The 20,617-nt window shown below is 48.3% G+C and carries 13 protein-coding genes; all 13 read left to right on the top strand.

Annotated features, from left to right (window positions below; all coding sequences use genetic code 11):
• Window positions 1-7 precede the first annotated feature (7 nt).
• The 13 genes from GKD17_RS16165 to GKD17_RS16105 all read left to right on the top strand — a co-directional run bounded on the left by GKD17_RS16165 (window position 8) and on the right by GKD17_RS16105 (window position 20,496).
• Window positions 8-3,259: a SusC/RagA family TonB-linked outer membrane protein gene (locus GKD17_RS16165; RefSeq protein ID WP_007831881.1), complete on the top strand. Its 3,252-nt coding sequence runs from the start codon at window positions 8-10 to the stop codon at window positions 3,257-3,259.
• 45 nt (window positions 3,260-3,304) lie between these two features.
• Complete coding sequence (locus GKD17_RS16160; protein WP_007831882.1) at window positions 3,305-5,089, top strand: RagB/SusD family nutrient uptake outer membrane protein; 1,785 nt, start codon at window positions 3,305-3,307, stop codon at window positions 5,087-5,089.
• Between the two features lie 45 nt (window positions 5,090-5,134).
• A complete protein-coding gene (locus tag GKD17_RS16155; protein ID WP_007831884.1) occupies window positions 5,135-6,307 on the top strand; it encodes a glycan-binding surface protein in 1,173 nt (390 codons plus the stop codon).
• Window positions 6,308-6,310: 3 nt separating this feature from the next.
• The gene (locus GKD17_RS16150) at window positions 6,311-7,411 is read left to right on the top strand and encodes a glycoside hydrolase family 26 protein (RefSeq protein ID WP_007831886.1); all 1,101 of its coding nucleotides are present in this window, start codon (window positions 6,311-6,313) and stop codon (window positions 7,409-7,411) included.
• 25 nt (window positions 7,412-7,436) lie between these two features.
• Complete coding sequence (locus tag GKD17_RS16145) at window positions 7,437-8,609, top strand: glycoside hydrolase family 130 protein (protein WP_007831887.1); 1,173 nt, start codon at window positions 7,437-7,439, stop codon at window positions 8,607-8,609.
• 140 nt (window positions 8,610-8,749) lie between these two features.
• Window positions 8,750-10,120, top strand: a complete 1,371-nt coding sequence (locus tag GKD17_RS16140) for an MFS transporter (protein WP_032935602.1) — start codon at window positions 8,750-8,752, stop codon at window positions 10,118-10,120.
• A 21-nt stretch (window positions 10,121-10,141) separates the two neighbouring features.
• Window positions 10,142-11,335 carry an AGE family epimerase/isomerase gene (locus GKD17_RS16135; protein WP_050764857.1) on the top strand — a complete coding sequence of 398 codons (1,194 nt, stop codon included), beginning with the start codon at window positions 10,142-10,144 and terminating at the stop codon, window positions 11,333-11,335.
• 48 nt (window positions 11,336-11,383) lie between these two features.
• The gene (locus tag GKD17_RS16130) at window positions 11,384-12,811 is read left to right on the top strand and encodes a sialate O-acetylesterase (RefSeq protein WP_007831895.1); all 1,428 of its coding nucleotides are present in this window, start codon (window positions 11,384-11,386) and stop codon (window positions 12,809-12,811) included.
• Window positions 12,812-12,830: 19 nt separating this feature from the next.
• On the top strand, window positions 12,831-15,161 hold the full coding sequence (locus GKD17_RS16125; RefSeq protein ID WP_007831896.1) for a glycoside hydrolase family 3 N-terminal domain-containing protein: 2,331 nt from the start codon (window positions 12,831-12,833) through the stop codon (window positions 15,159-15,161).
• Window positions 15,162-15,568: 407 nt separating this feature from the next.
• Complete coding sequence (gene tatC, locus GKD17_RS16120; RefSeq protein ID WP_032935604.1) at window positions 15,569-16,369, top strand: twin-arginine translocase subunit TatC; 801 nt, start codon at window positions 15,569-15,571, stop codon at window positions 16,367-16,369.
• Window positions 16,347-18,671: a hybrid sensor histidine kinase/response regulator gene (locus tag GKD17_RS16115; protein WP_007831898.1), complete on the top strand. Its 2,325-nt coding sequence runs from the start codon at window positions 16,347-16,349 to the stop codon at window positions 18,669-18,671. The genes tatC and GKD17_RS16115 overlap by 23 nt, the downstream gene beginning before the upstream one ends.
• Window positions 18,646-19,962 carry a sigma-54-dependent transcriptional regulator gene (locus tag GKD17_RS16110; protein WP_007831899.1) on the top strand — a complete coding sequence of 439 codons (1,317 nt, stop codon included), beginning with the start codon at window positions 18,646-18,648 and terminating at the stop codon, window positions 19,960-19,962. The genes GKD17_RS16115 and GKD17_RS16110 overlap by 26 nt, the downstream gene beginning before the upstream one ends.
• A 369-nt stretch (window positions 19,963-20,331) precedes the next feature.
• Complete coding sequence (locus GKD17_RS16105; RefSeq protein WP_165861703.1) at window positions 20,332-20,496, top strand: hypothetical protein; 165 nt, start codon at window positions 20,332-20,334, stop codon at window positions 20,494-20,496.
• Window positions 20,497-20,617 lie beyond the last annotated feature (121 nt).

The following is a 20,617-nucleotide window of genomic DNA, read 5'->3' as shown; positions in this document are numbered from 1 at the left end:
ACACAATATGAAAAGAAATCTTCAAAAAGGCATATTAGTCACCAGTGCTTGTGCCGCATTTTTATTGGGCAATGTACAGCAGGCTTACGCCGTTGCAGCAGATGCCATCGAGATTGTACAACAAAACAAGAAGATTGCCGGTATCGTGGTTGACCAAAACGGTGAAGCGGTAATCGGTGCCAATGTAATACAGAAAGGAACAACCAACGGAACCATCACCGACATTGACGGTAAGTTCACCTTGGAAGTGCCTGCAAAAGCCGTACTGACCGTCAGCTTTATCGGATATCAATCGCAAGATGTAGCTTTAAAAGGAAATGAAACTCAACTTACGGTTACGCTCAAAGATGATACAGAGGTATTGGATGAAGTGGTAGTGGTGGGATATGGTACGATGAAGAAGAGAGATTTATCCGGTGCGGTATCTCAGATCAAGAGCGATGACCTGATGAAAGGAAATCCGACTGACTTAAGCCAAGGCTTGGCCGGTAAGGTAGCTGGTGTACAGATCAATGCCGCCGATGGTGCTCCCGGTGGTGGGGTAAGCATTCAGGTACGCGGAACCAACTCGTTCTCTACCAGTTCGCAGCCTTTGTTTATTGTGGACGGAGTTCCTTTTGACGCCGGTTCCACTCCGGCCAGCGATGCCAATCAGAACAGCAATAATACTTCAAACCCTTTGTCGTTCATCAATCCACACGACATTCAAAGCATTGAAGTGTTAAAGGATGCTTCCGCCACAGCCATCTATGGTTCACGTGGAGCCAATGGTGTGGTGATTATCACAACCAAACGGGGCGAAGCCGGTTATGAGCAAGTGGAATTTTCAAGTAATTTTTCTTTTTCACGCATAGCCAACAAAGTGAAGGTGCTTGATGCTGCGACTTACGCCAGCTATATAAACGAACAAGACCTGAACAGCTACCAATACGATGGCAAGCCTTATGCCCAACTGTCTTATCCCGGAATGTGGAGCTATCCTTCATTGCCCAACGGAACACTGGATTATGAAAACGGCAAATACCTGCCTTCTCCTAAAGATTACCGTAATCCGGGTTATTATACCGATGAATACGGCAACCAGACTTGGGTGGGAGGAGCCGACTGGCAAGACCTGATTTATCAGAACGGCTTTTCGCAAGAATACAACTTGAGTGTAAGCGGCGGTTCGGAAAAAGGATGGCATGCCTTCTCCGGTAACTTCCTGAATCAGGATGGTATTATCAAAGAGTCCGGTTTTACCCGTTATGCACTGCGTGCCAACATCGGTCGCAAAATGTACAAATGGCTGGAAATGGGAATGAACATGAACTTTACCCACACTGAAACCGATTTCAGCAAAACAAACTCCAATGACTATGGTGTGATTCGTTCGTCATTGATTTTCCCGCCCAATTACGACCCGACACACATGGACCAGACAACCAATGACGAATTGAGCTGGCTGGCATCCAATCCATACGCTTACATCAATGATACAAAGGATCACCTGAAGGCCATCAATGTATTCACGTCATCGTATGCAGAAGTCAAGTTGTTCCCTTTCTTGAAATTCCGTCAGAATTTAGGTATCAGTTATACCAACCACAATCGCGGTACTTACTTCGGTCAGCAAACCCAAGAAGGATCGGGACAGAACGGCATCAACGGTAAAGCAGGACAATCGGACAATTGGTACATGGGAATCACGACCGAATCTTTGTTCACTTTTGACAAGACTTTCGGAGTGCATGGCATCAATGCCGTAGTAGGTTTCACGGCAGAAAAGACCAATTGGGGCAGCAAGTCAATGAGCGCCACCGGATTTCCCAATGACTTGACACAAGACTATGACATGAGCCTCGGTACCAAGCCCGGCAAGCTGCAAAGCGACCGTGGCGATGCGGCATTGGCTTCTTTCCTCGGCCGTATCAATTACACCTTGCTGGACAAGTATATCTTTACCGCCTCCTACCGTACCGACGGTTCCAGTAAGTTTACTGATGCCAACAAATGGGCCGGTTTCCTTTCGGGTGCCTTTGCATGGCGCATGAGTGAGGAGAAGTTTATCAAGGACTTGAACATCTTCAGCAATTTAAAGTTCCGTGCCAGCTATGGTGAAACGGGTAATCAAGGTATCGGCAGCTATCGTACCCTGCCTATGCTGAGTGTTGCTAATTATCCGTTTGCCGGTGGCATCAACAGCGGTTTTGCCCAAGTAGACTGGCGTGGACCGGTAGCCGATGACTTGCGTTGGGAAACGACTGCACAATACAATGTAGGCCTCGATATGGGTTTCCTGAATGGACGCATCAATCTGACGGTGGATTATTACCACAAGAAAACCCGCGACCTGTTGCAAGAAGTGAAGATCCCTTTGAGTACAGGTTTTGCCAACATGATGGTAAACAGTGGCTATGTAACCAATGAAGGTCTGGAAATCTCAGGTAAATTCTACCTGTTGCAAAACACACCGTTGAAGTGGAACATTGATGCCAACATCTCTTTCAACAAGAACCAGATCGGCGGTCTGGAAGCCGACCAGTTCGCTACCCGCTTGTGGTATAAGGCCGACGAGGTGTTCTTGCAACGCAACGGTTGCCCCATCGGTACCATATTTGGCTATGTAGAAGATGGCTTTTATGACAATCTGGCTGAAGTGATGGCCGACCCCGATCCCGCCGTTCGCGCCAAAGGACAGAAAATGATAGGCGAAATAAAGTATCGCAATTTCGATGATAATCCTGCCATCACCAATGCCGACCGTGTTATCATCGGCGACACGAATCCGGACTTTGTATATGGCATCACCAATAACTTTTCTTGGAAGAACTTCACATTGAGTTTCTTCTTCCAGGGCAGCCAGGGCAACGACATTTTCAACGGTAACTTGATGGATGTGAAAATGGGTAATGTAGCCAACATTCCGCAAGCCGCTTACGACACCCGTTGGACTCCTGAAACAACCGCAATCGCCCAATGGCCGAAAGCCGTATCAAGCTACGAACGTAATATGCTTATCAGCGACCGGTATGTGGAAGACGGCTCTTACCTGAAGTTGAAGAACTTGAACATTGGCTATAACTGGGCCAATCCTTTCAAGGGTATCAAGAACTTGAACTTTTATGCCAGTGCCACCAACCTGTTTACCATTACGGACTATAGCTGGTTCGACCCCGAAGTAAACGCCTTCGGTTCCGATGCTTCCCGTCGTGGAGTGGATATCTATTCTTATCCGAGCAGCCGGACTTATTCCATCGGAATGAAGGTCACTTTTTGATTGTGAGATATCAATAGCAAACAATAACTTAAAAGAAAAAGAACAATGAAATTCAACCATATATTTCTCAGTGTCGCTCTTTCTGCTGCCTTAATGGGTAGCTTTACATCTTGCGATGATTTTTTGGCCGAAGATCCGTACGCTTTCGTAGGTCCCGACCAAGTAGGTAATGACAATGTTGCCGTGAATCTTTGGGTGACAGGCGTATATAGTAAATGGGCCAATGACATGTTCCGTTGGCAGAACTTCCCCCGTGTCCTCGAAATGGACTGTGATTATACAAGCGGTCCCGATTGGGCATTCAGTAATCTGGGAGCCGGCAACTTTCAAGGAGACGAAGTGGCCGATGCCGTTTGGAAAGGTTGCTACAGCTTAATCAACCGGGCCAATGTAGCTTTAAACTATGTGAACCAAATTACGGGAGCGGATGAAAAGGTCAAAGCCAACGCCATCGGGGAACTGAAGTTCAACAAGGCTTTTGCCTACTTCATGCTCACCAAGGCATACGGCGATATTCCGATGTTCAATGTGGCTATCAGCGAAGGTGCTTCTTATGAACAGCCCCGCCGCCCTATTGCAGAGGTATATGCCGAAATCATCCGCTTGCTTGAAGAAGCCATTCCTGTGATGTACAAGAATACAGATGTCGATTTCCAGGAAGGGCATGTAGCACAGGGTGCCGCAGCCGGTCTCTTGGCCAAAGTGTATGTCACGATGGCTTCCGGTTCCATGACTGCCGGCGAAGAAATGATAGTAAAGACCGGTGCCAGCTATGAGTTCAATAACGGTGAGAAAGTGCTGGTTCTCCCCACGAGCAAGACTTTCAGAAAGACGCAAGTCGCCGGATATGAAAGTTTCGACACCAAAGACTGTTACACCAAAGCCGCACAATATGCCAAGGACGTGATGGGTGGAAAGTACGGCAGCTATGACTTGCTTCCTTATGATGAACTGTGGAAACGCAGCAACTATAACAAGGCAGAGCACATGTTCATGCTGCAAACCTTGAACAACGACGAAGAGTATGGCAATACCATTCACCGTTGGTTTAGTGGAACGGAAAATGCCCAAGGTCTGATTCAGCAAGGCCAATGGATTGGCAACCGTTATCATTGGTACACGCTGTTCGACAGCAAGGATTATCGTATCACCAAAGGTGTGAAACACCGTTTTCGCTATTCTTATCAAACCAGCGACAATTACGGTTTCTATTATCCCAATACGCCTGAATACAAACTCATGGCAACCGGTTATGATGAAAACGGAAACAAGGTGGCAGATCCTGTGGCTCCCTACAACGACGGTGTGCAATACACCTTCAATGTAAGCAGCTCCACATTGGCCTACAGCACCAAGTATTCCGATGTAACCGACCCCACCGTAGAGCGTTCGGATGCCTACTGGCCGTTCCTGCGCTATGCCGATATTGTGCTGATTTATGCTGAGGCTATGTGTGAGTTGGGCAGCGGTGTTGATAGCGAAGCCATCAAAGCCCTGAATGCCATCCGCACCCGTTCAAATGCCAATCCGGCTGTCACTTCGGGCAATGGTGCCATTGATTCGAAAGTCGCTTTACGTTCGGCTATCTTTGAAGAACGTGCCAAGGAACTGGCATTGGAAGGCGACCGTCGCTGGGACTTGATTCGCTGGGGACTGTATCTGGATGTCATGAACTCCATTGGCGGAACCAACGAAGACGGTACGAAAACCAACTACGATGAAGCATCGGTGAACAAACACCGTGAAGCCAAGCACTTGCTTTTCCCCATCCCGTCGGCCGAGATTTCGACCAACGATGCCATTGACAGCAACAACCCGGGCTGGAGCTAAACACATAGAAAAAGAATTGTCGTACAATCAAAAAATAAACAGAATATGAAAAAGCTGAATATAGCTGTCTGCGGGCTGATGTTTGCCGCTGCCACAGCAACGCTGGTTTCCTGCCAGGATATAGTGACTTATAATGATGGATATGATGACGGAATGACTTCAAACGGTGCTCCATCCATCTCCGCCATTTATCGTGCCGACGATACGGAAATGACTGCTCCACTCACCGGAGCAGCCTTTGAAGACATGATCAAGCTGACCGGCGAGAATCTGAGCCACGCAAGAAAGGTGATGCTGAATGATGTAGAGATAGCACTGAGCGAAGTCTATGCCACCGCTCATGCCGTCTATTTTCCGATACCCCGCACCATCCCCGGTGAAGTGAACAACAAGCTTTACTATGAAACGGAATTGGGAAACACCTCGGTAGACTTTACGGTCCAGATTCCCGAAGTCAGTATCTCGGGATTGTATAATGAGTTTGCCCTGCCGGGAAGCTCCATCAAAGTAAACGGTGCTTATTTCGACCTCTATGGATTCGGGGGCGGCACGGAATCCTCCACCATCACGATGAACGGAGTGGCCTTGGAAGTAGATTCATTGACCGAACAATATATGTCCATTGTCATACCCGAAAATACTTCGGATAACTCTACGATCGTTTTCTCTTGGGAAAGTGCAAGCGGAACAAAGACAGTCAGTGTTCCTTATCGCAATACAACCGGTATTCTTTGGAATCTGGACACTCCTGACGCCTACGGCTTTTGGGCGGGAACCGAACTGATTACTACCGGAAACGGATCCAACGAGCCCGCTCCTTTGAACGGTTCTTATTTCCGCGTCAAAGGATCGTATGCCGCATGGAGTTGGAACAGCCTGTTGTGCGGAGGATGTGACATCCCGGCCGAAGCCGCTGCCAATCCTTCGGACTATTGGTTCAAGTTCGAAGTAAACTCCGCCAACGGCAATCCGTTCTACGATTCCGCTTCTGTCGGTTATCTCATTCAGCTGAACGGAGGGCAATATGCTTGGAATCCCTCTGCTAACGGAAGTTTTAATACTTATGGCAACTGGTGTACCGTTCGGCTGGAGCTGTCGGAAGTGGCTACCAATGGAATCAATGCCGGATGGAACAATCTCTTCTGGATTATGCAGCCCAACTCGGACTGGAACACAGATCATAGTTTTGCCAATATCCGAATCGAGAAAAAACAATAAGCCATGATGAAAGATATAAGAATGATGATAACAATCGTGGTGCTGGCAGGCGGAATGCTTGCCTGCACCAGCCCAAACACGTCCTCGGGGCGTACTCCCGAAGCGGAGCAGATGCTTACGGAACTGAAAGAAGTCTCTCGGCAGAACCATTTCCTGTTTGGTCATCACGACGACCCTGTATATGGCATCGGGTGGGATGGAGACGAGAACCGCAGCGATGTGAAAAGCGTATGCGGAGATTACCCCGCCATGATGTCCTTCGACTTGGGACGCATTGAACTGGGCGGCGACAAGAACCTGGACAATGTTCCCATAGAACGCCTTCGCCGCGAAATCATCGCACAGTATGAACGCGGCGGCATGGTGTCGCTCAGTTGGCATACGGACAATCCTGTTACAGGGAAAGACGCTTGGGATGTAAGCGACTCTACCGTTGTGGCCTCGGTGCTGCCGGGAGGAGCGCAACATGATAAGTTCATGGGCTGGATGGGCACAATAGCCGATTTTATGAACTCGCTCACCACAAGCGACGGACGGAAAGTGCCCGTTCTGTTCCGCCCGTGGCACGAACATACGGGAAGCTGGTTCTGGTGGGGACAGGCCCTGTGCAGCGCCACCGAATACAAAGCCTTGTGGCGCATGACTTATGAATTCATGCAGCAGAAAGGTGTGAAGCATTTGCTTTATGCCTATTCGCCGGGAACGGAACCGAACAATACCGCCGAATATCTGGAACGCTATCCCGGAGACGACATCATCGACCTGATAGGCTTCGACACGTACCAGTTCGACCGCCGGGAATATCTGAACAATATGGAAAAGGCGCTGACCATACTGACGGAAGTAGGACAATCGCACGATAAGCCGACCGCCGTTACCGAAACGGGATACGAAGCCGTGCCCGACTCTACCTGGTGGACGGAAACGCTGATGCCGGTCATTAGCAAGTATCCCATAAGCTACGTATTGGTGTGGCGCAACGCACGCGAACGCCCCAACCATTACTATGCCCCTTACCCCGGACAAGCTTCGGCCAATGACTTCGTGAAGTTCCATGCCGACCCGCGCACGCTGTTCGTCCGTGATATGAAAACAAAGAAATAACACCCCTTTAAATAAACGAGAAGATATGAATTTCGAAGATAAAGTAAAACAATTGTTCGATGAGCATGAAGTGTTGCTCTCACGTCGTAATGAACCGCAGGAAAAAGAAAACGGCATTATCACCCGTTATAAGCATCCGATACTGACCGCCGCACACACGCCCGTGTTTTGGCGTTATGATTTGGACGAGAAGACCAACCCCTACCTGATGGAACGCATCGGAATGAATGCTACCCTGAATTCGGGAGCCATCAAGTGGAACGGAAAGTATGTATTGGTGGTGCGCGTGGAGGGAGCCGACCGCAAGTCTTTCTTTGCCGTGGCCGAAAGCCCCAACGGCATTGACAACTTCCGCTTCTGGGACTATCCCGTCACGATGCCCGAAGATGTGATTCCCGCCACCAACATTTACGACATGCGTCTCACGGCGCACGAAGACGGCTGGATATACGGCATTTTCTGTGCCGAACGCCACGACCCCTCCGCTCCGGCAGGCGATTTGTCATCGGCTACCGCCACCGCCGCCATCGCCCGTACCAAGGACTTGAAGAATTGGGAGCGCCTGCCCGACCTGAAGACGCGCAGCCAACAGCGCAACGTGGTGCTGCATCCCGAATTCGTAAACGGCAAGTACGCCCTATACACCCGTCCGCAAGACGGATTCATCGATGCGGGAAGCGGAGGCGGAATCGGCTGGGCGTTGGTGGATGACATGACGCAAGCGGAAGTAACCGAGGAAACCATCATCGACCAACGCCATTACCACACCATCAAGGAGGTGAAGAACGGCGAAGGACCTCATCCCATCAAGACTCCCCAAGGCTGGCTGCATCTGGCACACGGCGTGCGCGGTTGCGCCGCAGGTTTGCGCTATGTGTTGTATATGTACATGACCGCCTTGGATGATCCTACCCGCGTGATAGCCTCGCCCGCAGGCGCTTTCATGGTACCCGAAGGCGAGGAACGCGTGGGCGATGTATCCAACGTGCTGTTCACCAACGGATGGATTGCGGACGAGGATGGAAAAGTGTTCATCTATTATGCTTCCAGCGATACCCGTATGCATGTGGCGACTTCTACCGTGGAGCGGCTGGTGGACTATTGCATGAACACGCCCCGAGACGGATTCTGTTCATCGGCTTCGGTAGAGACCTTGAAAAAACAGATAGAAAAGAACCTTCGGCTGATGCGGGAATGAAAAACGCCCGACAAGCACCGCCGACAATCGTCGATAGTGCTTTTTCTTCGGAAAAAGCACCGTTGACTGCAATCGACAGCACTTTTTCTTCGGAAGAAGCACTATCGACTCCGATAATCATCCATAAAAATCGAATTACCATGATAATGCTCAAAGAAAAGATAGGTTACGGACTGGGAGACATGGCCTCGTCCATGTTCTGGAAGCTCTTCGGTTCCTATCTCATGATATTTTATACCGACGTGTTCGGTATGCCTGCCGCCGCGGTAGGCACCATGTTCCTGGTCACCCGGGTATGGGATTCCGCCTTCGACCCCGTAGTCGGCATCTTGGCAGACCGCACCCATTCGCGCCGGGGCAAGTTCCGTCCCTACCTGCTGTTTCTTGCCGTGCCGTTCGCGCTCATCGGCATCCTTACGTTCACCACTCCGCAGTGGAGCCTGACCGCCAAAATCATCTATGCCTATGCCACTTACTCGCTGATGATGATGGTCTATTCTGCCATCAATGTGCCCTACGCCTCCCTGCTGGGAGTCATCAGCGCCGATCCGCACGACCGCAACCTGCTGGCCGTCTATCGCATGCTGTTCGCCTACCTGGGCAGCTTCATCGCCCTGTTGCTCTTCATGCCCATGGTGAATGTGTTCAGCCGGGGGCATAGCGAACAATACGGCTGGATGATGGCGGTGGTGGTGATAGCCGTGGCGTGCGCCGCTTTGTTTTATGGCTGTTTCGCCCTGACCCGCGAACGGGTGAAACCGATAAAGGAGGTGCAAAACCCGTTAAAAGAAGACTTGAAGGACTTGTTTCACAACCGCCCTTGGTGGATATTGCTGGGCGCGGGCATTGCCGCCCTGGTGTTCAACTCCATCCGCGACGGTGCCACGGTGTACTATTTCAAATACTTCATCGTCGAAGAGAACCATGAAACGGTTTCCCTGTTCGGACTGTCCTTTGTGCTGAGCGGACTTTATCTGGCCGTCGGGCAAGCCGCCAATATCATCGGCGTGATGCTTGCCGCCCCGGTGAGCAACCGCATCGGAAAGAAAAAGACCTACATGTGGTCCATGATATGCGCCACGCTGCTCAGCATCGTGTTCTACTGGCTCGACCGCGACGACATCGCACTGATATTCACCTTCCAGGTGCTGATCAGCATTTGTGCGGGCAGCATTTTCCCGTTGCTTTGGAGCATGTATGCCGATTGTGCGGACTACTCGGAACTGAAGACAGGCAACCGCGCCACGGGGCTTATCTTTTCGTCCTCGTCCATGAGCCAGAAGTTCGGTTGGGCCATCGGAAGCGCCGTTACGGGCTGGCTGCTTGCCTATTTCGGTTTCCGGGCCAATGCCGTGCAAAACGAGCAGGCCATTCAAGGCATTAAAATGTTTCTGAGTTTCCTGCCTGCCGTGGGAACCATGCTGAGTGTCGCGTTCATCAGTCTCTATCCGCTGTCCGAGAAGAAAATGAAGGAAATCACGGAAGAGCTGGAAGAACGAAGAAGAAATTAATATTTGATTATGAAAAAGAGAATGGAAACAACGATATTTCAACTCAAGAAAGAGGTGGAGGAAATACTTACCACCAACATCCTTCCCTATTGGATGGATAAAATGATAGACGTACAACATGGCGGATTCTATGGCCGCATCAACGGACAAGAGGTATTAATGCCCGAAGCTGAGAAAGGAGCCATCTTGAACGCACGTATTCTTTGGACTTTCTCTTCGGCTTACCGCCTATTGCATAAGCCTGAATATTTGGAAACTGCCACCCGTGCCAAGCGTGAAATCATCGACAGATTCTACGACAAGGAATTTGGAGGAATTTATTGGAGTATCAGTGCCGAAGACCGCCCGCTAGACACCAAGAAGCAGATCTATGCCATTGGGTTTGCCATCTACGGACTCAGTGAATACCATCGTGCTACGGGAGACAACGAAGCGTTGGAATACGCCATCCGTTTGTTTCACGACATTGAGGCGCACAGCTTTGACCGAAAGAAAAACGGATATTTCGAAGCACTGACCCGAGAATGGGAAGAATTGGATGATATGCGTCTCAGCAACAAGGATGCCAACGAACGCAAGACCATGAATACCCATTTGCACATTCTTGAGCCGTACACCAACCTGTTCAGGGTATGGAAAGACGATTACCTGAAACATCAGCTGTACAACCTCGTTCGCTTGTTCATCGATCGCATACTGGATACAGACACATCGCATCTACAGCTCTTCTTCAATGACGATTGGGAAAGCCAATACCATATCATCTCCTACGGACACGACATTGAAGCGTCCTGGCTCCTTCACGAAGCTGCCATGGTGCTAGATGACAAAACACTATTGGACGAAGTGGAGCCTCGTATCATTGACATTGCCGAAGCTGGCACCGAAGGTTTTCTAACCACTGCGGGTATGCTATATGAACAAAATGTGGACACGGCTTCAATAGATGCCGACCGCCATTGGTGGGTTCAGGCAGAGACCATTGTGGGCTATATCAATTTGTATCAGCATTTTGATGACAAACTGTCTTTATCCCGTGCCTTACAGTGTTGGGAATTCGTCAAACGGAATTTGATAGACCGCGAGAATGGAGAATGGTACTGGAGTCTCCGAGCCGACGGCAGTGTGAATCGAAATGAAGACAAAGCGGGATTTTGGAAATGTCCTTATCACAATGGACGCATGTGTATGGAAATTATGGAAAGATTTGTTTAAAAACTGTCATTCATTATTTTTGAGAACGATTTTAAACATTGAAAAGGTATGAAAAGAATAATCATAGCGCTTTGTATGCTGTACCTCTTCGGAGGAAATTTATCAGCCAAAGTAGTTTTACCCCAAATTCTGAGCGACCATGCGGTATTACAGCAACAGACAGAAGTGAAGCTATGGGGTAAGGCAGTACCGAACACTACGGTCAACGTAACTCCTTCATGGAATAATCAGACGATAACCGCTCAATCCGATAATGAAGGAAGATGGCAGGTAAGCATACAGACTCCTGCCGCCGATTTCACTCCATACAGTATTGAGTTTTCAGATGGAGAAATAACTCGCATCCAAAACATACTAATTGGTGAAGTTTGGTTCTGCTCTGGACAATCGAATATGGAAATGCCGCTGAACGGTTTCTGGAATTGTCCGATAGAGCATGCTAACGAAACGATAGCCACCTCTGGCGAATGGAACGCTATTCGTATGGCTACCATTCCCAAGACCGGTGCATTGACTCCCCAAGAACATGTAGCGGGTAGTTGGAAAGAAAGCAATCCTTTCAACGCACCTTATTTCAGTGCAACCGCTTTCAACTTTGCCAGGATGTTGCACCGGGTGCTTCGTGTACCAGTAGGCATTATCTCGTGCGCTTGGGGTGGCTCGCGTGTAGAAGGCTGGCTGCCTCGTGAGGTAGTGGAAGGTTTTCGGGATGTTGACTTAAAAAAGGAAATCAAGAAGCCAGAAAAAGGGAAAGAATGGGATTACTATACACCGACAGTTATGTATAACGGCATGCTAAAGCCCCTTCAACGCTATACCATTCGTGGATTTCTTTGGTATCAAGGAGAATCGAACGTAGGTAAAGAGAAAACATATGTCGAACGTCTGCGAATCATGGCTGAGCTTTGGCGCAAAGAGTGGGGAAAGAGAGAACTTCCTTTTTATTTGGTAGAAATTGCTCCATATGATTATGGTGAAGGAATCAGCGGAGCATTATTACGCGAAGCACAGTTCCAAGCATCTTCTCTCATTCCCAATAGCGGTATGGTATGTACTAACGATTTGGTTTATGCCTACGAAAAGTCGCAAATTCATCCCTGCCAAAAAGAAGAAGTGGGCAAACGATTGGCTTATCTTGCACTGAACAAGACCTATCAGTATGGAAGCATAGCCTGCGAATATCCTTCTTATTGGAACATGAGTATACAAAGTGACACAGTAGAACTGACTTTTCACCATGCAGATGAAGGACTGAGTCCGTGGAAAGATATAAAAGGTTTCGAGATAGCCGGAGCAGATAAAGTGTTTTATCCGGCCGTAGCCGTTCTCGTCCCTGAAAAGAAAACCATCCGGGTACATTCGGATAAAGTGAAACATCCGGTGGCTGTGCGTTATTGCTTTCATAACTTCCAACCCGGCAATTTAAAGAATCATCGCGGTATGCCCGTCATTCCATTCAGAACAGATCATTGGTAAACAAATAAATTAAACCAGCATGAAAAATATATTAGTAGCAACAGTATTATCTCTCAGTATGGCAACAAACGTATGTGCCCAAGTGCAACCGGCCATTCCTTCGGATGCCCGGATAGAAAAGAAAGTGGAATCTCTTCTGAAAAAGATGACCCTGGAAGAGAAAGTAGGACAGATGTGTGAAATTACCATCGATGTAATAACCGATTTCAGCAGCCCGAATGACTTTAAGTTGAGCGAAGCCTTGCTCGATACCGTCATCGGGAAATACAAAATAGGTTCCATCCTGAATGTTCCCCTCAGTGTGGCACAGACCAAAGAAAAGTGGGCGGAAACTATTCGCCAAATCCAAGAAAAGTCATTACAAGAGATTGGCATCCCTTGTATCTATGGTGTAGACCAAATTCATGGTACAACCTATACCCTTGACGGTACCCTCTTTCCACAAGGAATTAACATGGCGGCCACCTTCAACCGCGAACTGGTACGCCGTTCGTGCGAAATATCTGCCTACGAGACAAAAGCCTGTTGTATCCCTTGGACATATGCTCCTGTTATGGACCTGGGACGCGATCCGCGCTGGCCGCGTATGTGGGAAAGCTATGGTGAGGACAGTTACGTCAATGCCCAAATGGCCGTCGAAGCAGTAAAAGGATTCCAAGGAGAAAATCCGAATCGAATAGACAAGTACCATGTGGCAACCAGTTTGAAACATTTTATGGGGTATGGCGTACCTGTTTCGGGCAAAGACCGTACTCCCTCTTCCATTTCGGAAATTGATTTGCGCGAAAAACATTTCGCTCCTTTTTTGGAGTGTATCCGCAACGGTGCGCTAACTCTCATGGTCAATTCGGGTGTGAACAACGGAATGCCTTTTCACGCCAATAAGGAACTGCTCACTGGATGGTTAAAAGAGGATTTGAACTGGGATGGCATGATTGTAACAGACTGGGCCGATATTAACAATCTTTGTACCCGCGATCACATTGCCGCCACCAAGAAAGAAGCCATCAAGATTGCCATCAACGCGGGCATTGATATGTCCATGGTTCCTTATGAGGTGAGTTTCTGTACGTGGCTGAAAGAACTAGTGGAAGAAGGTGAGGTATCGATGAGTCGTATTGATGATGCTGTGCGCCGTGTGCTCCGCTTAAAGTACCGTTTGGGGTTGTTTGAAAATCCTTATTGGAATATTGAAGAATACAATAAATTTGGCAGCAGTGAATTTGCCCAAGTAGCACAAAAGGCAGCCGAAGAGTCATTGGTACTATTGAAGAATGAAGAAAATGTACTTCCCTTAGCTCAAGGAAAAACAATTTTACTAACCGGACCCAATGCCCATTCCATGCGTTCACTAAATGGAGGATGGTCATATTCCTGGCAAGGTGACAAGGCCGATGAATGTGCAGAAGCTTATCATACCATTTACGAAGCCTTATGCAATAAATATGGCAGAAATCATATTATTTATGAACCAGGCGTTACCTATGTCACCGGGAAAGGCTCTCTGTGGTGGCAGGAGAACCAACCGGAAATAGAGAAGGCAGTACAAGCAGCTAGTAAAGCGGACATTATCATCGCCTGCATCGGAGAGAACTCTTATTGTGAGACACCGGGTAATCTGACTGACTTAAATCTTTCAGGTAACCAAAAAAAATTGATAAAAGCTTTGGCTAAAACAGGGAAACCGATTGTCATGGTGCTGAACGAAGGTCGTCCGCGTATTATCAATGAAATTGTTCCGCTAGCAAAAGCTGTGGTACATATCATGTTGCCTGGCAACTATGGGGCTGACGCACTTGCAAACCTACTGGCAGGTGATGCGAATTTCAGCGGTAAATTGCCGTTCACTTATCCTCGTTTGATTAACTCACTAGCTACTTATGACTACAAGCCTTGTGAAAACATAGGCCAAATGGACGGAATTTACAACTACGATGCTGTAATGGATGTACAATGGCCATTCGGTGCCGGACTGAGCTATACTACTTACCGTTACAGCAACTTCCGTGTGAACCGTTCTTCTTTCACCGCTGATGATGAACTTGTTTTCAGTATTGATGTGACCAACACAGGCAAGATGGCAGGAAAAGAAAGCGTGCTTCTCTGCTCCAGTGACTTGGTGGCCAGTCTTACACCTGACAACATCCGTTTGCGCGGATTCGAAAAAGTCTCGTTGCAACCGGGCGAGACCCGGACAGTCAGTCTGAAGTTGAAAGGCAGCGACCTCGCCTTTGTAGGTTACGACGGAAAATGGATACTCGAAAAAGGAGAATTCAGAATGACTTGCGGCAGTGAGCAAATCATAATTCAATGCAGCGATACGAAGAAATGGGAAACTCCTAATAAATAATTTTTAGCGACAATATCATAAGCCCCCAATTACCAGACACAGTACGATGCAGGATGGGCATGTGCTATTTTGCCAAGAACGTGATGGGGTCTTTAAAGAGACTTTATTTTACTCTAACCGAACTTCGTCATCATAAGAGGCTATATCTGTTAGCCTCTATGTGTGGCGAAATATTTATTCAGCCGACACTAAATAAAAATCTATGACACCACTATGTTAATTATTAGTGGGATAGATGTGCAAGAAGTATGGTTTGCATTGGTTGTTCTACAGCTTTTTCGATGGATAGAAGATAACCAAACTGATAAAAAGTATCTGTAAAGGAGTATGTTCCTTCAAGGACGAAGTGAACAATGTCGAAAAAGAGATAGACGAAATCAATGACTCCGAACAAAAGAAGTAAGTATATGGCAACTGATAAGAGCATACAATCCCTCAGGAAACATTTGGAGGTTCTGTGGATGACAGTCATGAAGATCGTCGCCGTAACCGTCGTGTTCGTTATTACGGCATTCTTCTTCAAGGAGCAGCTGTTTGATGTTATACTTGCTCCGAAAAACGGTAAATTCATCACTTATCGGTTACTCAACCGAATAATTTTATGGACAGGAAACAGCATACCTCCATTCTCAATCAGGTTTATCAACACGGAGTTTGCTCAGCAGTTCATCATTCACATGAAGACGGCATTGTGTGCCGGTATGTTGTGTACCTCTCCTTACATACTTTACCAACTGTTCCGATTTGTATCTCCTGCGCTTTATGATAATGAACGGCGATATGTAATCCGAATGGTCGGAGGTGGCTATGCGATGTTCTCTCTGGGGGTACTCGTCAGCTACTTTTTAATCTTTCCGCTGACATTCCGTTTCTTGGGAACTTATCAGGTGAACGGTGATGTGGATAATCTCATCACGTTTGATTCGTATATCTCAACACTCGTTATGATGTGCCTTGCGATGGGTGTTATCTTCGAGATATCTATCCTCTCGTGGCTGTTTGCCAAACTGGGTTTCCTTTCAGCTGATTTCATGCGCAAGTACCGCAAACACGCCATTGTGATAATCCTTGTGGTTGCTGCGATTATTACGCCGACATCGAACGTGTTCACGCTTTCGCTGGTCGCCCTGCCGATGTGGGTACTTTATGAAATGAGTATATGGATTGTAAAAAACTCAAAGATGAATGAAGATACTGTTGCAACATAAGATATTCATTGGATATTTCCTTTTGATGGCGATCATCGGCAGCATGGTCGCTATTGTTCTCCATGAGCGTAACCGGGTACAGAAGATAGAAAACGAATCAATCGCCATTTTCCAGACCCAATATGACATCAACACCGCCCACCGCTATGTTACCGCATTGGTGACTTATGGCGAATCCGTCTTGGTGTGGAACAATGAGGATTCCCTGGCTTACCGGAAACGTTGTGTGCAGACCGATTCCATGCTGCAAATCTTACGAGTGCAATGCGAGGATTTCATACGACTCGCTCAGATTGATTCGCTCCGCACATTGTTAGCCGCCAAAGAAGAGCATCTGTTCCAAATCATGGAAGCCTCACGGAAACAAAAAAGAACAGACACTCTCTTGTTCAATCTGAAGCCAACCGTGACGAAACAAACAACTACCCGGACAGTTACCCGTAAAAAGAAAGGCATCGCCGGATTCTTCGGAGGCAAGGAAACCGTACAGATACCCGTTGTCACAACCCGGCAAACCTCGTTGGATAAAAACTTGATTTCCTTGATGAATGAACAGCAACGGGACATAGATGCCTATACAGACAGCCTGCGGTTATGTAACAAAGAACTCAACCGTAAACTGCGAATGCTGATTACAAGTCTGGATGAACAGACATGGACTGCTTTCCGAAACAAGGAGGCGCGTCTGAAAGCATCCTACGAACATTCGACTTTGGTCATTACCGGCTTGATTATATTCTCAATCATCCTGTTGTTCATTTCATATCTTGTCATACAACGGGATATTAAGGTCAAGGCAAAAAACAAGAAACACCTGGAGGAAACGATAGAGCAGAACATCGCGCTGTTAGAGATGCGGAAGAATATCATCCTGACAATCTCCCATGACATCCGTGCCCCTCTGAACGTAATCAGCGGTAGCGCGGAACTTGCCGTGGATACTAGGGAAAAGAAACGAAGAAACACGCACCTGAACAACATCAGGATCGTGTGCCGACATATTGTACATCTGCTTAACAACCTGCTGGACGTGTACCGCCTGAACGAGGCAAAAGAAACCCGCAACGATGTGCCGTTCAACCTGAACGCCCTGTTGGAACGCATTGCCTTTGGCTTCTCCCATGTGGTCAACAACAAAGGCATCCTGTTCAGCCACGACTTTACCGATACCGATGTCAAACTTTGCGGTGACGTGGACCGTATCGAGCAGATTCTGGACAACTTGCTCAGCAATGCCGTCAAATTCACGGAAACCGGCACGATCAGTTTGAATGCCCGTTATAACGAAGGAAAGTTGCTGTTGGAAGTCAAGGATACCGGCATAGGCATGAGTAAAGATGCGCTTTCTCGTATATTCCGTCCGTTTGAACGATTGGGTTCCGTCAGGAACGCGGAGGGTTTCGGATTAGGCCTGCCAATAACAAAAGGTCTTGTCAACCTGCTTGGCGGGACAATAGACGTTACGAGTGATATTGACCGTGGCAGCACGTTCCGCGTGACGCTCCCATTGAAAACCACGGATGAAACAATAGAGAGCGAGAGCCTGACAATACCACACCCTGCACATCTGCCTCAGAATGTGCTTGTCATTGATGACGATGCGATGCTATTGGACGTGATAAAGGAAATGCTGGAGCGCAACGGCATGAATTGTACGGCCTGCACAACCACCAAAGATATAGTCAAGGCGATGCGGGGCAAGGATTATGACCTGTTGCTTTCCGACATTCAGATGCCGGGAACCAACGGCTTCGACTTGCTGACCCTGTTGCGTCGTTCGAATATCGGGAACTCCCGCACGATCCCCATTATCGCCATGACCGCGCGTGGTGACAGGGACAAGGAGGCTTTTCTCCATGCCGGATTTACGGACTACATTTATAAGCCGTTTTCTTCCTCGGAACTGCTCGGACTGTTTTCGAGGATAAAGACAGACAGGCGGGAGGAAAAGCCGGAGGTTGATTTCAACATGGTACTTTCCGAGGTCAGTGACAAGTACAAGGCACTGCTTTCCTTCATATCCCAGTCGGAAAAGGATAGGGAGGAACTTGATGCCGCCATAAAAAACAGCGACCGGCATAAGTTGCGTGAAATCACCCACAGGATGCAACCGATGTGGGAGTTACTGCGGATGGAAGAGCCCCTGCTGGCTTACCGTACTTTTCTGAAGGACAGAGAAACAAGCGACAAAGAGTTAAATGAATATACCCAGCAGATAATAGACAGCACCGCCACGCTAATCAGGGCGGCGGAAGCCGAGATAAAAAGACTGACGAATGAAACGGAAAATACTGATAGTTGAAGACAATGTGGGGCTGTCACAAATACAGAAAGACTGGCTTTCCCAAGCCGGTTATGAAGCGGTGACAGCCATGAACGAGCCGATAGCCCGCTCGCTGATACGCAAAACGCTGTTCGACCTTATATTGTCGGACGTGCGGTTGCCGGAAGGCGACGGCATTTCCCTGTTGGAATGGCTGCGCAAGGAGAAGAAGGACATCCCGTTCATCATAACGACCGAATACGTTTCCGTCCCGGACGTTGTGCGCACCATCAAACTGGGAGCCAGGGACTACCTGCCTAAACCGGTACACAGGGATTACCTGTTGGAACTGGCGGAAGATATATTCCATCCCGTAGCCACCGTGAGAAAGCAGGAGAGGCAGTTGTTTCACCGCACAAGCCCCATGATCCTGAAAGTGGAAAAGTTTGCCAGACTGGTCGCCCCTTCCGAGATGTCCGTGATGATACTCGGAGCCAACGGGACCGGTAAGGAATCGGTGGCACAGACCATCCATGACAACAGCGAACGATATGGCAAGCCTTTTGTCGCCGTAAACTGTGGCGCATTGCCCCGTGAGTTGGCCGCCTCGTTGTTTTTCGGGCACGAGAAAGGCGCGTTCACCGGTGCGGATACGGCAAAGAGCGGATATTTCGACCTGGCGAAAGGCGGCACGCTGTTCCTTGACGAGATAGGCACCATGCCGCATGAAATCCAATCCATGCTTCTTCGGGTATTGCAGGAGAATGTATATACCCCGATCGGTAGCGGCAGGGAACGGATTTCGGATGTCAGGGTCATTTCCGCGACAAACGAGAATATGGAACTGGCTATCAAGGAGGGGCGGTTCAGGGAAGACCTTTACCATCGTCTGAACGAGTTTGATATCCGGCAGCCTTCTCTGGAGGAATGCCCGGAAGACATCCTCCCGTTGGCAGAGTTTTTCCGTGAACGCTTCTCGAAAGAACTGAAAAGGGAGACACGGGGATTTACGGAGGATGCCAAACGCAGGATGCTTGCCTACCGGTGGCCGGGCAACGTGCGCGAACTGCAAAACCGTGTCAAGCGTGCCGTGCTGGTTTCGGAAAATCCTTTATTGGAACTTCCTGAGTTAAATACAGGAGGTCAAATGGAGCACACGAATGGGGAGATCGCCTCTATCATGTTACCATTGAAAGACGAGAAAATAGAAAAAGAATCCATCATAAAAGCCCTGCAAATATGCAACGGACATCGTGAACAAGCGGCGCGGTTACTGAAAATAAATCCCGCGACATTGTATCGGAAGATGAAAAAATACGGACTGCGGTAGGTTGAAAACACGAATAAAGTTCATTCTCTTTTCAGTAGCGGCCATTTTTTGAGAGGCCGACTGTATATATTATTACGGTCATTTTTCAAGTTTTTGTTCCTGATTTTCCGTCTTCAGGCGCAACGACTTCGGAGTGAAGCCCGTCCCGAGCCTTCAGGCGAGTGGCAAGTTGTTTTGGGGTGCCGGAAATAATTTCGGGTGCCCCAAAACACAACTTGCCATGTTCGCTTGAACATGAATTTTTCTTCCGAAAAATCAAAATGTGGCATTCTATCCGCTTTCCGCCAATAAACCCCTTCTACCGCCATCTTTATCATTCCTTGAATACCCAAAACTGGAGCCATCGAGACACTTGGGCGGTGTAACAGGATGACACACGGTGTCACAGACCGTCAGCAGACCGCCATGATAGTGGCAATCCGGAAATTTTATCGTTATTTTGCCGCATGTCAGAACGCGTCCGGTCGCACAATTATCCATGTGTTCGTCAAGTACGGGGTGTATTATTGCATCCGCCCATTGGGTAACGGGTGAACGGAAACATATAAGAACATAATAATGCGTCCACTCCCCCATGTATGAATGCGTGACCGTCTTAATGCCGGACGGAACACATGAGGGATTGGGTACGTGACCGACTTATTTGGTGGATGTA

This window comes from Phocaeicola dorei (genome assembly GCF_013009555.1).
Taxonomy (GTDB): domain Bacteria; phylum Bacteroidota; class Bacteroidia; order Bacteroidales; family Bacteroidaceae; genus Phocaeicola; species Phocaeicola dorei.
This window is presented reverse-complemented; position numbering and strand designations above follow the sequence as displayed.